Origin of the sequence: Halanaerobium sp. DL-01 (assembly GCF_003338615.1) — a bacterium.
Lineage (GTDB): Bacteria > Bacillota > Halanaerobiia > Halanaerobiales > Halanaerobiaceae > QPJE01.
The window spans coordinates 1-15,081 of record NZ_QPJN01000030.1; the positions used below are offsets into that span (position 1 = coordinate 1).

Consider the following 15,081-nt stretch of genomic DNA (forward strand, 5'->3'; position numbering starts at 1 on the left):
TCTGTGATATTCAATTTTTTTGTTGTTGAGAACTAATTTTTAGATTTAAAAGCTTAGTTTAGATTGAATATGCTTAATGTTTTTGTGTTACAATCTTAATTTGATTTACTTTATTCAATACAGCTGTATATTCGCTTTGAATATTTGTAATCTGATTTTCTAAATCCTGCTGATGAGCTTTGATAGGTTGATAGAGCAAATAATAATAAGCAGCCATTACTACTGTGACAAATAAAATAAAAAGTAGTATTTTTTCTCTTTTAGACAAATTACTCATTATAAATCACCCCTCTATCTTTATTATCTAGCTCCACAATTAAATTAAATTCTAAGCTATCATTTTTTCTAAACCTTTCTAAAGAAATAATAGAAAAAATATCTGAATTAAAAATACGCGAACTAAAATCTAATAATGATCTAATAGTTTCAGCATTACCATTAATTTGAATCTGTCCTCTGCTGTAATCTAAACGATTAAAAGTAATATTATCACCAATTATTTTTGCAAATTCTATAAAAAATGGTGCAGTAGTATATTTTTCTAGTTCAACTTTTTCTGGGAGTTTAAAATTAGCAATTTCATCTTCTAACTGAAAATAATATTCTTTCTCTGGACGCAGCACTTCTAATCTTGTTTCCCAATCGTTTCTGCGTTTTTCAAGATTTTGAACCTTTAAATAATTAAAATAATAATTTAAGGCTGGTACTGCAATAATTAAAAATATTAATAAGACAACTACAATTTCCATCCATTCAATTTTTACACCATCATCTTTTTCAAGGAGGTTAACTCTCATTATGCATCACCTCACTAATAATAGTACCAGCGGCAGTTGCCATAAAATGTTTATTGATCTGTTTGACATCATTCTTGAAATCAAATTCTTTTAAGGGGTCGATAATCGATATTTTATAATCTATCTGCTCTTTAAAATAGCTGGTTAATCCATTTAATAATAAGCCGCCACCTGTTAAATAGATATTTTCAACAGGATTTTCTTTATTTCTCTCATTATGATATTCTAAAGAACGATTTATCTCAAAAATTATCTCATCTACCAACTCTTTTACCCGTTTCTGTGTTGTTTCAGCAGTGTCAATATCTGTAAGCATTAAATCAAATTTTTTTTCTTCAACTTCTGCCTGCTCAGGAAAAAACTCAAATTTTTTCTTTTCAATTTCAGCCTCTTCATGACTTTTTTCTTCATTCAAAAATAAATTACTAAAATTATCGCCTGAAGTATCTACTTCTCGACTGAGATAAAACTTATTTTCAGCAGCAATTAAAATTTTAGAACTCCTAGCTCCAACATCTAAAATTAAAGCTGGTTTTTCTAATCTTTTATCTTTACTTAGTAGAGATATTAATGCCATATCTTCCAAATTGAAAACCTCAACTTTCAACATATTATTATCAAATATCTCTAAATAACCATTAAGAATATCTTTTGATATCCCTGTCACTAAAAGCTCATACTGATCATTTTCCTCGTTTATAATAATATAATCTAAAGCAATTTTTTCCACCTCAATATCCATAAAATCCTGAACCTCCCAGACCAAGGCCTCTTTTAACTCATCTTCAGGCATTTTAGGCATTTTAAGATTTCTAACAAACTCCTGTCCAGAAGCTGGTGTAACCAATAAAACACCTGGTTTCATATCTTTTTCATTAAAAATATCTGCAATAATTTTTGTTAAAAGATGAGTATCGATAATCTTACCATCTTTAATTGTTCCAGGAGGTAATTCTCTCCTACCAGATGCAAGCAGCTTTAGCTTGCCATTTTTTGCTCTGCTGCTTAAATATTTAATACTATTGTGTCCAAAATCAAGACTAACATACTTTATTCCTTTGATTAAAGATAATGGACTTACTGCCATATAATTCATCTCCCTTCTATTTTATTTATCTAATTACGCTCCAGTCTAATCTGATAGGACCAGTTTTATCACTATTATAGCTATAGTTACCACCATGAACTCTTGTTAAATCTGCTATACCAGGATCTATACTTCCCCTTAGAGGATTATCTTCAGAGTAAGTTTTAACACTTGAAATATCCTGATCTGTATAATTTATTTCATTAAATATCATTGAAGAAGCATAACCACCACTAAAATCATTACTTGTATAAGTTGCAAAAGGAGCAAAATATGCTAAATTAATATCAGATTCCCAAGGCATAGTAATATGACCATTTTCAAACGAAACTGTCTCAGCAGTTGTATAAAAAATTATATTTGCATTTCCATCAAGAGAAAGATTTGCATAAGGACTTATTTCTCCATCAACTAAAATATGAAGTACATCATCTGCTTTTGAAAAATCCATACTTGCTGCTACATTAGGTGTCAAATCTCCATCAATGTAAATATAATTTCCATCATTGTAAAATTGGTTATTGTCATCTATAAAAGCCTGACCTGCATTCATTTCTACCCAATAATCTCTCCAACCATTATAATCCTCTGAATCAGGTTCTAAATCAGGTTGTGGTTCAGGCTGAGGAATTTTATATATCGGTATTCCAAAAACAGTACGATAATTATCTTTAGCAACCTTATACACTTTACCATTATAATTAATTTTTGTACCAACAGAATAAGATTGATTACTCCAATTACTATAACTTCCCTGATCATCTTCATAAGTGTAGCCGCCTTCTTCATCTAATCTTCTCTTAAATTCTTCTACAATTTTTTCTTGATAATCATAATCTTTCGGATCAGGAAGTGATGTTTGATTATAATCAACCTTTCCCTTAGCAAGTCCTACTTTTGATATATCTGGATCATTTATTTCCCAATAATCATTATTAGGATTATCAGGATCCGGTTGTGTTTCATTATCATTAACTTTACTTGTATAAATTTCGTTATCATAAATCACTTTTTCTCGTGATCTATAAATCTTATCATTATTCCATTCTTTAAAAGAATTATCAATCATCCAGTTATCCTGCCAGTTATCTTCTCCAGGTTCTACTGCTTCACCTGCAGAATAATCACCTTTGCTGACATAAACCTTATTATCATGGACTACTAATTCTCCCTCAAAATAAGAGGAACTGTTAGACCATTTACTATATAAAACTTCAGCAGTTCCAAAACTGTGATCATCTACATTATAAAATCGATTATACCCATTGAGATTAATTTTATTTGCAAATCTAGAATATTTAAAATAATCAATTAAATGCTCAATTAAATATTCAACTCTAATAGTCTCACTTTCATTACCATTATCAGCTGTAATTTCATAGATATAAATATTATTTTCTTCATAATTAGAATGTGGATTAAATTCAATAGTAATACCATAACCCGCAATATTTAAATCATCTTCAAATTGGCTTTGCAATTTCTGCAGCTCTTTATAAATTTTTTCAGCTGAAAAAAAACCTTTACCAGCAATATTATCTTGATAAAATTTATTTAACTTTAAATCAAGATAATTTGCTCCACCTTCAGCTGCATAAAATGCCTGACTGCGTGCAGCTGCATCCTGTACTAAACCTATATTTGAAGAATACATAAGCATCATAGCAGTAGCTAAACTTCCAACCAAAGCTAATAATAAAATAACCATTACTAAAGCTATACCGTCATTATTTTTAATATTTTTTTTCATAATGATCACCTCCAGAAACTAAAGTTACGAGGATATACAGTTTTTAATTCTTCAATAACATTACCATTTCCTAAATCTACTCTTATCTCAAATTCAAATGCATTGTTATTAAAATCAATTTCTATACCATCAACAATAATTTTTCTAACATTATCTCGATTTATTTTTGTGTTATCTTCCAATCTTATCTCATTACCTTCAATAAGCCTTATTTCGGTACCACCTGTAAAAGTTTTTTCTTTATTATTACCACTACTATCTACATATTTTATTTTAATATCATCAGTGAATTTTATCTTGTCATCTTCAAAAACTATTGTGGTTCCATTTTTAAATTTGATTATACCAGTTCCATCTTTGTATCTTTTATAAAGAATAATTTTCTCACCTGCATAATTTTTTAACTTAAATTCTACTAAATTGGTTAGAGCCCTTTCTTTATTTAAAGGTAGATTTTCAGCTACTTTCTTTTTTAATTCTAATTTATTAGTATTTTTTAGAATTACAAAATCTGCATTTTCAGCATCTTTATCAATTTCATCATACCAAAATTTCCAAGTATCAGGAGTAGTAAAATCAAAATATTTATATTCTCTAATATTCTGAGTAATATCTTCAATCATAATTTGGGTTAAACGATTATTACTAACCCGCTCTGTGCTATCTCTAAAAATATCAAATGACTGAACTAAAATAGCAGCCATCAAAGTCAGAACTATTAATAAGATTGTAAAGGTAATTAACACTTCAACTAAAGTAAACCCTCTATTATTTTTCATTTTAATCAGCACCCATCATTGTTTCGATTTCGTATGTCCCTTCCCCCTGCTCTTCCTCCCAAAAAATAGTTAATTTAATGTTATATAAATCTAAATCATCAGAAACTTCTGATTCAGAAATTTCTATTTCTGATTTTTCTAAATAATTAAATCTATTATTAGCTATATGATCATCAAAAATATCTGAAAGTTGTTGCTGTATTATAGAAGGCGAAACAGTATCTAAATCATCTTCTATAAAACTCCTTATATCACTTGAATAACTTCCACTGATTAGATCAACTCCATCTGAATTTATAATATTTTTCAGATTTTTAGAGTTAGCTAAATAATCAAGTATACTTGCAGACATTGAAGAAGCCAGATCTATATTTCTGGTAGTTCTTTCACTTCTAAATCCAACAAGAACAGCCCCAGCAAATGTTGTAATTAAGAGAATTATTATTGTAAAAGCTAATATAACTTCTACTAATGTAAATCCTTGATTATTTTTTAAAATCTTCATTTAGGCTTCTCCTCTCATTAAAAAATAAGTGATAAATACATAGCAAATAGTTCTTCTGAATAAAACCAAAGTATTAAAGAAGCCACAGCCAAAAATGGTCCAAAAGGTAATTTAGTTTTCATACCAGTTTTTCCAGAAATAACACCAGGTAGATGGGCCATCAAAGCAATTAAAGCACCTAAAAAGACTGCAGTTACAGCAATTACTGGCCCTGTAAAACTACCAACCATTGCCATCATTTTGATATCTCCTCCACCCATACCACCTTTACTTAAAAAAGCTATTAAAAATAGTAAACCTCCAGCTGCTAAAATACCCAATAAAGAATAAATAAAAGTTATATCAGTTCTAAAAAAGCTAAAACTTAATCCTGCTACAAGGCCACCAAGAGTTAATTGATCTGGAAGTATTTGATGATCAAAATCAATCATTGTCAGTACTATCATCAGCGACGAAAATACTAAACCTGCAGCTAATATGATTAAATCAGATATATAAATATAATTTATAATAAATATAATTCCGGTTAACAATTCGATAATAGGATATCTGATTGAAATATCTGCTTTACAGTTTTTGCATTTCCCTCTTAAAAAGATATAACTTAAAACTGGAATTAGTTCCAGCGGGCTTAACTTATGTTCGCAGTCTGGACAGTGCGATGGTGGATAAATAATTGATTTCCCTGTCGGCAGTCTATAAATAACTACATTTAAAAAACTACCAATTACCAATCCTGTTATAAATAATAAAAATATCATATAAACCTTCCATTCATTTTATATATTTAAATAATTATTCTAAATTTAAATGACTGTTTAAACCTTCTTCTAAATCACCGTTAGATTTAATACCTACATATTCAGTTTCACTTTCACCTGGGAGTTTAACTGAAAAAACAAAACTATCACCATCACTGTTATAATGATATGGTTCATAACTTTCTATTCCTATTTCCTGAACTATACTATCTAATGCATTAAATTCATCTCTAAAATTAGTAATAAAAGTTGAAGTATTGGCAGCAGTAGGATATGTTCCTTCTTTAAATCTATATACTTCTATCTCTGTTAACAAAGTTCTGGTATTAAAAGTTACAGCTTCAACTCTGGCATCTTCTATTAAGCCAGTCAGATTTGGAAGAGCTATTGAGGCTAAAGTTCCTAAAATAACTATTACAATTAATAACTCAATTAAAGTAAATCCTGCCTGTTTTCTTAGTCTTTTAAAACTCATAAATTTGTCCTCCATTTAAAACTTTTCTTCTTTTACCAGTGAATTAAGAGAAATACCTAACCCCAGTATAATCCAGAAAACTGGTGCTACAGATATAACACTATCATTAAAAAATCCAACTGTTAAATAAGCAGTTACTGCTCCCATTAATGCAATTCCCAATCTATTCTTCCAGCTGCTTAAATCACTATTCTTATACAAAACAAATGACGAAAATATATAATTCCCCCATAAATATAATAAAGCTAATAATGAAATAATTCCTGTATTAACAGCTATCTGTAAATATAAATTGTGGGGTTTATCAACTATAATTTTAGGATTACTAAAAAATTTAAGTTTTCCTATAACATCTTCCTGGGGAAAATACATTGCATATGTGTCAGGGCCATGACCAATAAAAATTGTATCTTTTAGTAATGGTAAAGTGCGTGACCAGATATAAGCTCTGGATGAACCCAATCTTTCATAACCCTTAAAGCCAATGCTTTCAACTTTCTTTAAAGGATATAAATTATTATGCATTCCTGCCATTAAAATCTGCCCATCCTGATAATAAAACTGGGCACTCTTAGCACCATAATTCCAGATTAGATAATTTTCCTTTTCATTTATCTGAAAGCTGTGATGAAGATATTGTTTACCCTTAAAAATAATTTCTTTAACTTCATCTTTTGAGTTGTAAACATTGATCGGCTGTTTATTCAAAAATTCAATCTGATCTGAAGCCATTATTATCTCAAATTCTGCTTCAGTTGTTTTTAATTTCAATTTACCAGCTTCAGAACTCACTTCTGTTATTGGCGGCAAAATCTCCCCTTCTAGATATTTTTCCTGCTCAGTTTTGGGAAATAGAACATCACTAAAAATTTCATCTAAACTTCTGGCATTCATAATAATAAAAACTAAAGTAAAAGCAGTAAAAATAATAAAAATTCTCAACCAGTGCTTTTTTAAAAACTGCCGCTGCATATATAATATAATTACTGTTCCAGCAATAAAACCCATAAAACCAGCTCTGGAACGAGAACCAATTAAAAAAGCAAATAATAAAGTACTGAATATTCCTAATAGAAATGTTTTTTTCTTATCCTGCGAACTGCTGTATAAACCTAAAACTAAAATAACCAGCATTGAAGCATAACTTCCCACATAATTAGGATTATACATTGTTGAATAAATAACTCTTTTACCAATAAAGCTCAGACGGTCTACAAAAAACTCAAGTCCATCAGGTGTAATTAAATCTCTACCAAATTCAGTTGCCAGTAAATCATAGTTGTAAAACTGAAGTATGCCGTGAATAGCTAAAATAAAAGCTGATATAAATAGAGCTTTTAAAATCAGTTTAAATGATTTTTTATTGTCAACTATATTAACTGCCACTACCACCAGCAGTAAATATCCCAGTAAAACAAATATATTTTCATAGCGATCAGGAAACCCCTTAATCACTATTTCTTTATATTCTGCCTTAAATGAAGACAAAACTGCGAAAATACTGTAAACAGCTGCTGGAATATAATAATTTGTCTTTTTGATTCCGTTTAAATCAACATATTTAAGAAAAGTAATTAAAAGAAAAAATGAGGCAGTTAAGAAAAATATCATTTTGTAGTATGAATAGAAATCAAGATTAATGAAACTGCCCCAAAATTGTGTTACTTTACCATCTAACATTACTAAATGACATCTTACTATATAAATAATTAAAGATGTAATAAATATAAAAAGAGCAAGATTAATATCTTTAATTATATTTTTTAAACTCAATATTAATCGCCCTTCCCAATTAAGATTATAAAACTTAAAGAATCATTAATTTTATTAATCACCAGTAGTAATAGTTACACCTGTTGTGATTTGACCTCCTGAACTTAGTGTATATGAAAAGTCACCATTATTTTCTTCTACTACAATTTTGTATCCATCATATGTGTTCTCACCATTATTATTAACTGAAATACTATCCATATTATTTAACTCATTCCAACCATTATAATCTGCTAAACTGAATTCATCACCATTTGCCCTATGAGATTCAATTTCAACAGCTAAAGTTCTCATATTTGCCCTAACAGCTTCTTCATTTGCACCATCTCCCAATCCCGTTAAATTCGGCACAGCTATTGCTGCCAGCACACCAATAATAGCAATAACAATTAACAACTCAATTAAAGTAAAACCTTCATTTCTTTTTAAAATATCTCTTATTTTCTTCATTTTTTATTCCTCCTCATTTTGTTAAAAAATTAACTAAAATTTCAACTACAAGCTCTTCTTTTAAGTCCTTCACCTCCTTTTTTAGCTTAGAAATTACTGTAAATACTGAACAGCGGTAAAATAATTGAAGCTACAATTCCACCGACAATGACAGCTAAAATAATAATCATTACCGGCTCAATTAAAGAAATACTGCCTTCAATTGCATTTGCAACTTCCATGTCATAATAATCGGATATTTTATTCAACATATCCTCTATATTACCACTTTCTTCACCAACTTTTAGCATCTGGACTACCATTGGTGGAAACTCTCCGCTCTGACGAATTGGTTCCGAAAGTGTTGATCCCTCTCTAACTCTCATTCTGGTTTCTAATAAAATATCAGCAAAAACTTCATTATTTACAACTTCTTCAATAACAGGCAGTGCATTGATTATATTAACTCCACTTTTAATTAAAAGTGCCATAGTGCTGGCAAATCTTGCTATTACAACTTTTCTAATCAAATCTCCTATAACAGGAATTTTCAATAATAACTTATCCTTATTTAATTTACCTTTAGGAGTTTTAATATAAGTGCTCAGTAAAAATAACCCTGCTAATAAGACAATTAAGATTGCCCACCAGTAAGAAGAAATAATATTACTGACAAAAATTAATATTTTTGTTGGCAGAGGAATCTCCCCTCCAAAATTAACCAGCATCTTTAAAATATTTGGCAGAACAAAACCAATCAATATAAATACAGCTATAACAGCAACAATCACTATCACAATTGGATAATAAAGAGCAGATTTAACCTGCTTATTAGTTTTATCACGCTCACGATAATACTCTACTAATTCAGATAATACTTCATCTAAAACACCACCGGTTTCCCCGGCTTTTATTAAATGAATAAATAATTTAGGAAAATATTTAGGATGTTCTTTTAAAGCAGAAGATAATGTCTCTCCGGCTTCAACTCTGGATAAGAGTTTTTCTAACATATTTTTTTCATGTTTAGAATTTGACTGCTTTTTAATTATGGTAATGGATCTGACAATGGGTATCCCGGCTGTGATTAAAACAGAAAGCCTCTGAGCAAAATTTGCAAGCTCCGAAATCTTATATCCACCACCAAAAATATTGAATTCAGATAAATTTATATCCCTTGTCAGCCTTGATTCTTTTCTTTCTCTATCACTTTCAACTGCTTTAATAGATACAGCATATAAATTTCTTTCTCTTAGCTGATTAGCGGCATCTTCTCTACTTGCTGCTTCTAAATTTCCATTTAAAACCTGTCCTGACTGTCCACGAGCCTTATAACTATAAAGTTGAGCCATTTTGCACCTCCTTTAACTTAGAAGATAAAACTACCGCAGGTTTTCATTAACATATTTAATATCATTACAGTGATGTAAAACTGATTCCTTAGAAATCTTTTCCCGCTGATATAATTTTAAAAGCGAATTATCCATAGTAACCATATTGTAGCGGCCGCCTGTCTGAATAGCAGAATAAATCTGATTTGTCTTTCCTTCTCTAATTATATTTCTGATAGCCGAAGTAGCCATCATAATCTCAAAAGCGGCCGCCCGGCCATTCTGATCCTTAGTAGGTATTAACTGCTGAGCAATAACCGCACTTAATACTGAAGCCAGCTGGATTTTAATCTGACCCTGCTGTCCTGATGGAAAAACATCTATAATCCGATCAATAGTAGCAGGAGCACTATTAGTGTGCAGCGTGGCCAGAACTAAATGACCAGTTTCTGCTGCCTCCAGTGCAATCTGGATGGTTTCTAAGTCTCGCATTTCACCGACCAAAATCACATCTGGATCCTGACGCAGACAGGCTCTTAATCCTCTTTTAAAATTATTAGTATCACTGCCCACTTCGCGCTGATGGACCAGGCTTTTGTTATGTTTATGCAGATATTCTATTGGATCCTCTAAAGTCATAATATGAGATTGACGATTTTGATTGATCTCATTAATGATTGCTGCCTGGGTTGTAGATTTACCGCTTCCAGTAGGTCCGGTGCTCAAAACAAGCCCCATTCGCTGATAGGCAAGCTTTTTAAATACATCCGGAAGATTCATGCTGTCAATTGTAGGTACCTCATTGGGAATTATTCTTAAAGCAATTCCTACACTACCTCTTTGATGATAAGCATTAACTCTAAATCTAGATATACCAGGAATTCTATATGAAAAATCAATCTCTCCTTTTTCCTTAAATTCTTTGTACTGTTTATCACTCATCATTTCTTTAGCTAAATTTTCAGTATCTTCAACACTTAATTCTTTATTATACTTATCATAGGGTCTAAGCTTCCCATTTTTCCTAATATAAGGGGGAGAAAATACTGTTAAATGAAGATCAGAAATCTGATCTTCCTGAGATATTATTTTTAATAGCTCTTCAAATTCCAATCACATCACTCTCCAATCTATCGTTAATATATAATTCTTTCAACCTCAGAAACATCTGTTTCTCCTGCTTTAATTTTGGTAATTCCATCTTCTTTTAAAGTTATCATTCCATTGTTTTTTGCATATTCACTTATTTTTTCTTTAGAAATATTATCACTTATCATTTCTTTTACCCTATTATCTACCTCAAAAATTTCCTGAATTGCTAAACGTCCATTATAGCCAGTATTATTACACTTTTCACAACCGACTGCAAAATATGCTTCTTCAATTTCAGGATCTCCCAGGTATTTTAAATCAAGCTTATCCAATTTTCTTTTTTCTTTACAATAGGGACAGAGCCTTCTAACAAGCCTCTGAGCTACTACACCATTTAAAGAAGCAGCTACAAGATATGGTGCTAACCCAATATCAACCAATCTAGTAATTGAACTAACGGCATCGTTTGTATGGAGAGTACTAAAAACGAGATGCCCAGTTAAAGCAGATCGGACAGCTATTTCTGCAGTTTCTTCATCTCGCATTTCTCCAATCATTATTATATCTGGATCCTGTCTTAAAATTGACCTAAGTGTTTTAGCAAAAGTTAATCCTGCCTTTACCTTAGCCTGAACCTGATTAATACCAGAAATTTGATATTCAACTGGATCTTCAATTGTAACGATATTTATTTTAGGGCTATTAAGTTCATTTAAAGCTGCAAAAAGAGTTGTTGACTTTCCACTCCCAGTTGGTCCAGTTAATAATAGAACACCATTCGGTTTTTTGATTAAATTTCCAAATTTAACTCTATTATAATCTGATAAGCCTAAATTATCTAAATCTAGAAGGTTCGTATTTCTTGCTAAAAGACGAATAACTACCTTTTCCCCTTTAATTGTTGGTAAAGTAGAAACACGCATATCCAGATTTTCTCCTTTAAAAATCATCTTTATTCGGCCATCCTGGGGTACTCGATGTTCGGTAATATCTAGATTAGCAATAATCTTAATTCTGGAAACTAAAGCTCTATGAGAAGATTTGGGTGCTGTCATTTCCTTTTTCAAAACACCATCAATTCTGAATCGAACTCTAATATTATTTTCTTCAGGCTCAATATGAATATCACTTGCACCTTTTTGATAGGCTTTAGAAATAATATAATTTGCCAATTTTATTATTGGTGCTTCATCAACCATCTCTCTGAGCTCTGCTTCTTCATATATCTCTTCATTTTGGTTGTCAGATACATCTTCTACATCATCTAAATTAAAATCTTCGAAAATATTGGAAATGTCTATATCTTCACTACCATACAGCCTATTTATAGCTGAACGAATTTGATTAGGAGCACCATAAAGTGGTTCAATAGTTAAATTGCTTAACATTTCTAAATCATCTATAGCTACCAGATCTGTTGGATCTGCCATTACAACTTTTAATTTGCTTTCCCCTTTTTTTTCAATAGGAACTGCTAAATATCTTCGTGCCATATTTTCGGGAATTAATTCTGATAGAGAAGGATCAAAAAAATATTTATCCAAATCTGCATGTGGAATTCCTCTTTGAAATTCCAAAACTTCTATTAAATCTTCTTCCCGAATATACCCCAATTCAACTAAAACTTCCCCAATTTTTTTGTCAGTGTTCTCCATCTTTTCTAAAGCTAAATCTAACTGTTCTCTATTTATATATTCATGGTCTAATAAAAGTTCTCCTATTTTTTTGCGGTTTCCGAAAGCCAAATTATCACCCCACAATAAAATTTTTTATCGATTTTTGAAATAATTTGTAAATTATTTTGCTGTTATAACAAAATTCAACAGAATATTAATTTTCCCTGCACTTTTCTAATTTAATTTTAATCTTTTATAAACTATAGTTTATAAAATAAAAAAATTGCCATTAGCATAATCACTTCGGCAATTTCCCACCTGAGGTAAACATAACTATCATAGGTTTCCCCTTAGACTTATGTTTTTGCGTCACAGCCTTTCAACTGTTTTGCTTTTATATTTATTTATAACTTCCCCATTTTAGTTTAATTATATTATATTTTACCACAAAAAGAAAGTATTTTTTTACCTGAATCCGAACACCTTCTGCCTTGCCTTCTGTACCAGGTACAAAACCAGTCTTCTGTACCTGGTACCAAAAGGCCATTTTGTACCTGGTACCCAAATGGAGGTACCTAAAATTTTTTTGCTTCTAAAGCAGGTATTATTCCCTTAATCGCGAATAATTATTATTAATATAGCTTAATTTATTGAGCTATTTTTATTTAAACTATGTTTTAAGATAAAGGAAAAAAATTCTATTGAAATTTTGAAATTAAAATTATTACTGGGGGGAAGTATATGAAGGGAACAGTCGTTTCGACCTGGCTTAAAACTCTTACCAAAACTTATGGAGAGGAAGTAGTCAGCAGAGCAAAAAAGAAAGCGGGATTTAAAGAGGATTTGATTATCACACCAATGACAACAATTGAAGATCAAAAAACAAAGGATTTAATGAAATATATAGGACAGGAGGTAGGTAAAAAGCCTGGTGAAATCTGGCATGATATGGGGAAGAAAAATATTGAAACTTTTTCAAACTGGTTTCCATCATATTTCAGCAATCGTACTTTAAAAAACTTTTTAATGTTGATGGACACCGTACATCTGCAGTTAACAGAAATGATTCCAGGAGCCAATCCTCCTCGCCTGCGGGCAAAAGAATTAAATGGCCATAAAATAGAAATGACATATAAGTCTAAAAGAGGAATGTACGATTATTTTTTAGGGCTTTTAGAGGGCAGTTCTTCATTTTTTAAAACTCCTATTGAAGTTGAAGAAATTGATAGAGGAACCCTGGATGATGGACGAAATTTCTTAACTATACATATTAGCTTTGAAAAATCATTTAGAAATGAAAAAAAATACTTATTCTCTAAAATTCTGGGACTGGGCATATTTAAAAGTATTCCTGCTAAAATGGGGCTTACTGCCTTTGTTTTAAGCCTTGCCTTAACATCTCTACCACAGTTTTCAGCAGGTTGGACAATTAACCTGGGTGCAGCCGCCGGACTGGCTATTATTTTAGCCCTAATCAGCAGACTTTTAATGTCCCCGATTAAAGTAATTGATGATGAGTTAAGTAAAATAGAAGTATTAAATCTTGATGATGAAAATAGACTAAAAACCGCTGATGATTTTGAAAATTTATTTAATAAACTGCGTCAAATAAAAGCCAAATTAAGAGAAGATATTCTTTTCTTAAAAGGTGGAACAGATGATATGCATAACTTTACTAAAGATTTTGTTGAGCTGGCAGAAGATATGGAAGAAGTTTCTGACAGTATTTCAACTGTTGTAGATGAAGTTGCACAAGGAGCTCAGGCTCAGGCCCAGGAAACTGAAGAATCAGCTTATATCGTCAATCAAAATGTTGAAGAAATTGAAAATTTGGTTGAAGCCGGTCAGGAAAGCCGTGAAAACTTAGAAAATGCTGTTAAAAATATTCGTTCTTCCACTCAGGCTGTTGTTGATGTTAATCAGAGAATCAGTGGAGTTCGAGAAGCATTTGCCAATGTTAATCAGTTAGGAAAACAGCTTTCGGAAAAAATAGAGACAATCATGGAAATTGTAGATACAGTTGAAGATATTGCCGGTCAGACTAATTTACTTTCACTCAATGCTTCTATTGAAGCTGCCCGCTCTTCTGATAACGGCCGCGGTTTTACAGTAGTTGCAGAAGAAGTAAGGGAACTTGCCGAAGAATCTCAGCAGGCAGTAGAAACAATCAGAAAAAATCTGGGAGAGTTTACCGAACATGTTGAAACTCTTAGCTCCAGTATCAGTGAGCAGTTTACCAATCTTGAGGCAAGTAATCAAGCTCTAGAGGAAGTTGCTGAATCAAGTAATAGTGCTACTAATGATATTGAATCTGCTACTAATCAGGTTGTCAATATAGTAAGCAGCTTAAATACTGAGACAAAGAAAATTAGAGAAGTCATTGAAAACTTTAATAATCTGGCTGCAATTGCTCAGGAAAATTCAGCTTCCAGTGAAGAAATGAGTGCCAGTGTTAATAATTATTCTGAAAAAATTAAAGAAATGACAGGTTATATTGAACAGATGGAAGACTTAACAGAAAACTTCCGCAAAAACCTTAAAAGTTACAATGTCTAAAAAATTAAAATAGATAGAATGTAACAAAAAATAAATTTGATAAATAAAACAAATTAAACTGCTCTCAAGACTACAGGCTTTATCTAGCCTCTAATCTTTAAGAGCGGTTTTTATTTATTCTTCCAGATTA

The 15,081-nt window shown here is 31.1% G+C and carries 15 protein-coding genes and 1 riboswitch; of the genes, 1 reads left to right on the forward strand and 14 read right to left on the reverse strand.

The annotated features are described in order from the left end of the window. Positions 1–73 precede the first annotated feature (73 nt). The 14 genes from gspM to DER71_RS11985 all read right to left on the reverse strand — a co-directional run bounded on the left by gspM (position 74) and on the right by DER71_RS11985 (position 12,942). Positions 74–277: a type II secretion system protein GspM gene (gspM, locus tag DER71_RS09570; protein ID WP_114474589.1), complete on the reverse strand. Its 204-nt coding sequence runs from the start codon at positions 275–277 to the stop codon at positions 74–76. Then, positions 270–797, reverse strand: coding sequence for a hypothetical protein (locus DER71_RS09575; protein ID WP_110301292.1), 528 nt, complete (start codon positions 795–797; stop codon positions 270–272). Before DER71_RS09575 ends, gspM begins: the two co-directional genes overlap by 8 nt. Beyond that, positions 787–1,884 (reverse strand): pilus assembly protein PilM, encoded by a 1,098-nt coding sequence (gene pilM, locus DER71_RS09580; protein WP_158531812.1) that lies wholly within the window; start codon positions 1,882–1,884, stop codon positions 787–789. The genes DER71_RS09575 and pilM overlap by 11 nt, the downstream gene beginning before the upstream one ends. Positions 1,885–1,909: 25 nt before the next feature. After that, the gene (locus tag DER71_RS09585) at positions 1,910–3,634 is read right to left on the reverse strand and encodes a pilus assembly PilX N-terminal domain-containing protein (RefSeq protein WP_114474590.1); all 1,725 of its coding nucleotides are present in this window, start codon (positions 3,632–3,634) and stop codon (positions 1,910–1,912) included. 5 nt (positions 3,635–3,639) lie between these two features. Then, positions 3,640–4,413: a prepilin-type N-terminal cleavage/methylation domain-containing protein gene (locus DER71_RS09590; RefSeq protein WP_134058351.1), complete on the reverse strand. Its 774-nt coding sequence runs from the start codon at positions 4,411–4,413 to the stop codon at positions 3,640–3,642. Position 4,414: 1 nt separating this feature from the next. Beyond that, the gene (locus DER71_RS09595) at positions 4,415–4,918 is read right to left on the reverse strand and encodes a type II secretion system protein (RefSeq protein ID WP_089716656.1); all 504 of its coding nucleotides are present in this window, start codon (positions 4,916–4,918) and stop codon (positions 4,415–4,417) included. A gap of 17 nt (positions 4,919–4,935) precedes the next feature. Next, on the reverse strand, positions 4,936–5,679 hold the full coding sequence (locus DER71_RS09600) for an A24 family peptidase (protein WP_114474592.1): 744 nt from the start codon (positions 5,677–5,679) through the stop codon (positions 4,936–4,938). Between the two features lie 34 nt (positions 5,680–5,713). Next, positions 5,714–6,154, reverse strand: a complete 441-nt coding sequence (locus tag DER71_RS09605; RefSeq protein WP_114474593.1) for a type II secretion system protein — start codon at positions 6,152–6,154, stop codon at positions 5,714–5,716. A gap of 15 nt (positions 6,155–6,169) precedes the next feature. Continuing rightward, positions 6,170–7,927 (reverse strand): O-antigen ligase, encoded by a 1,758-nt coding sequence (locus tag DER71_RS09610; RefSeq protein ID WP_114474594.1) that lies wholly within the window; start codon positions 7,925–7,927, stop codon positions 6,170–6,172. Positions 7,928–7,981: 54 nt separating this feature from the next. Then, positions 7,982–8,377: a type IV pilin protein gene (locus DER71_RS12445; protein ID WP_114474595.1), complete on the reverse strand. Its 396-nt coding sequence runs from the start codon at positions 8,375–8,377 to the stop codon at positions 7,982–7,984. 86 nt (positions 8,378–8,463) lie between these two features. Further along, positions 8,464–9,708: a type II secretion system F family protein gene (locus DER71_RS09620; RefSeq protein ID WP_114474596.1), complete on the reverse strand. Its 1,245-nt coding sequence runs from the start codon at positions 9,706–9,708 to the stop codon at positions 8,464–8,466. Between the two features lie 30 nt (positions 9,709–9,738). Then, the gene (locus tag DER71_RS09625) at positions 9,739–10,800 is read right to left on the reverse strand and encodes a type IV pilus twitching motility protein PilT (protein WP_114474597.1); all 1,062 of its coding nucleotides are present in this window, start codon (positions 10,798–10,800) and stop codon (positions 9,739–9,741) included. Positions 10,801–10,823: 23 nt separating this feature from the next. Then, positions 10,824–12,524, reverse strand: a complete 1,701-nt coding sequence (locus DER71_RS09630) for a GspE/PulE family protein (protein ID WP_114474598.1) — start codon at positions 12,522–12,524, stop codon at positions 10,824–10,826. A 190-nt stretch (positions 12,525–12,714) separates the two neighbouring features. Continuing rightward, positions 12,715–12,798, reverse strand: a riboswitch (cyclic di-GMP riboswitch). Further along, complete coding sequence (locus DER71_RS11985) at positions 12,796–12,942, reverse strand: hypothetical protein (RefSeq protein WP_158531813.1); 147 nt, start codon at positions 12,940–12,942, stop codon at positions 12,796–12,798. It overlaps the preceding riboswitch by 3 nt. Positions 12,943–13,136: 194 nt before the next feature. On the opposite strand from DER71_RS11985, the gene DER71_RS09635 reads away from it, so the two are divergent. Further along, positions 13,137–14,951, forward strand: coding sequence for a heme NO-binding domain-containing protein (locus tag DER71_RS09635; protein ID WP_114457966.1), 1,815 nt, complete (start codon positions 13,137–13,139; stop codon positions 14,949–14,951). Positions 14,952–15,081 lie beyond the last annotated feature (130 nt).

Bases quoted from the DNA above. Each gene is read 5' to 3' on its own strand.
- gspM (WP_114474589.1), bottom strand. From the start codon at position 277: ATGAGTAATTTGTCTAAAAGAGAAAAAATACTACTTTTTATTTTATTT.
- DER71_RS09575 (WP_110301292.1), bottom strand. From the start codon at position 797: ATGAGAGTTAACCTCCTTGAAAAAGATGATGGTGTAAAAATTGAATGG.
- pilM (WP_158531812.1), bottom strand. From the start codon at position 1,884: ATGGCAGTAAGTCCATTATCTTTAATCAAAGGAATAAAGTATGTTAGT.
- DER71_RS09585 (WP_114474590.1), bottom strand. From the start codon at position 3,634: ATGAAAAAAAATATTAAAAATAATGACGGTATAGCTTTAGTAATGGTT.
- DER71_RS09590 (WP_134058351.1), bottom strand. From the start codon at position 4,413: ATGAAAAATAATAGAGGGTTTACTTTAGTTGAAGTGTTAATTACCTTT.
- DER71_RS09595 (WP_089716656.1), bottom strand. From the start codon at position 4,918: ATGAAGATTTTAAAAAATAATCAAGGATTTACATTAGTAGAAGTTATA.
- DER71_RS09600 (WP_114474592.1), bottom strand. From the start codon at position 5,679: ATGATATTTTTATTATTTATAACAGGATTGGTAATTGGTAGTTTTTTA.
- DER71_RS09605 (WP_114474593.1), bottom strand. From the start codon at position 6,154: ATGAGTTTTAAAAGACTAAGAAAACAGGCAGGATTTACTTTAATTGAG.
- DER71_RS12445 (WP_114474595.1), bottom strand. From the start codon at position 8,377: ATGAAGAAAATAAGAGATATTTTAAAAAGAAATGAAGGTTTTACTTTA.
- DER71_RS09620 (WP_114474596.1), bottom strand. From the start codon at position 9,708: ATGGCTCAACTTTATAGTTATAAGGCTCGTGGACAGTCAGGACAGGTT.
- DER71_RS11985 (WP_158531813.1), bottom strand. From the start codon at position 12,942: ATGGCCTTTTGGTACCAGGTACAGAAGACTGGTTTTGTACCTGGTACA.
- DER71_RS09635 (WP_114457966.1), top strand. From the start codon at position 13,137: ATGAAGGGAACAGTCGTTTCGACCTGGCTTAAAACTCTTACCAAAACT.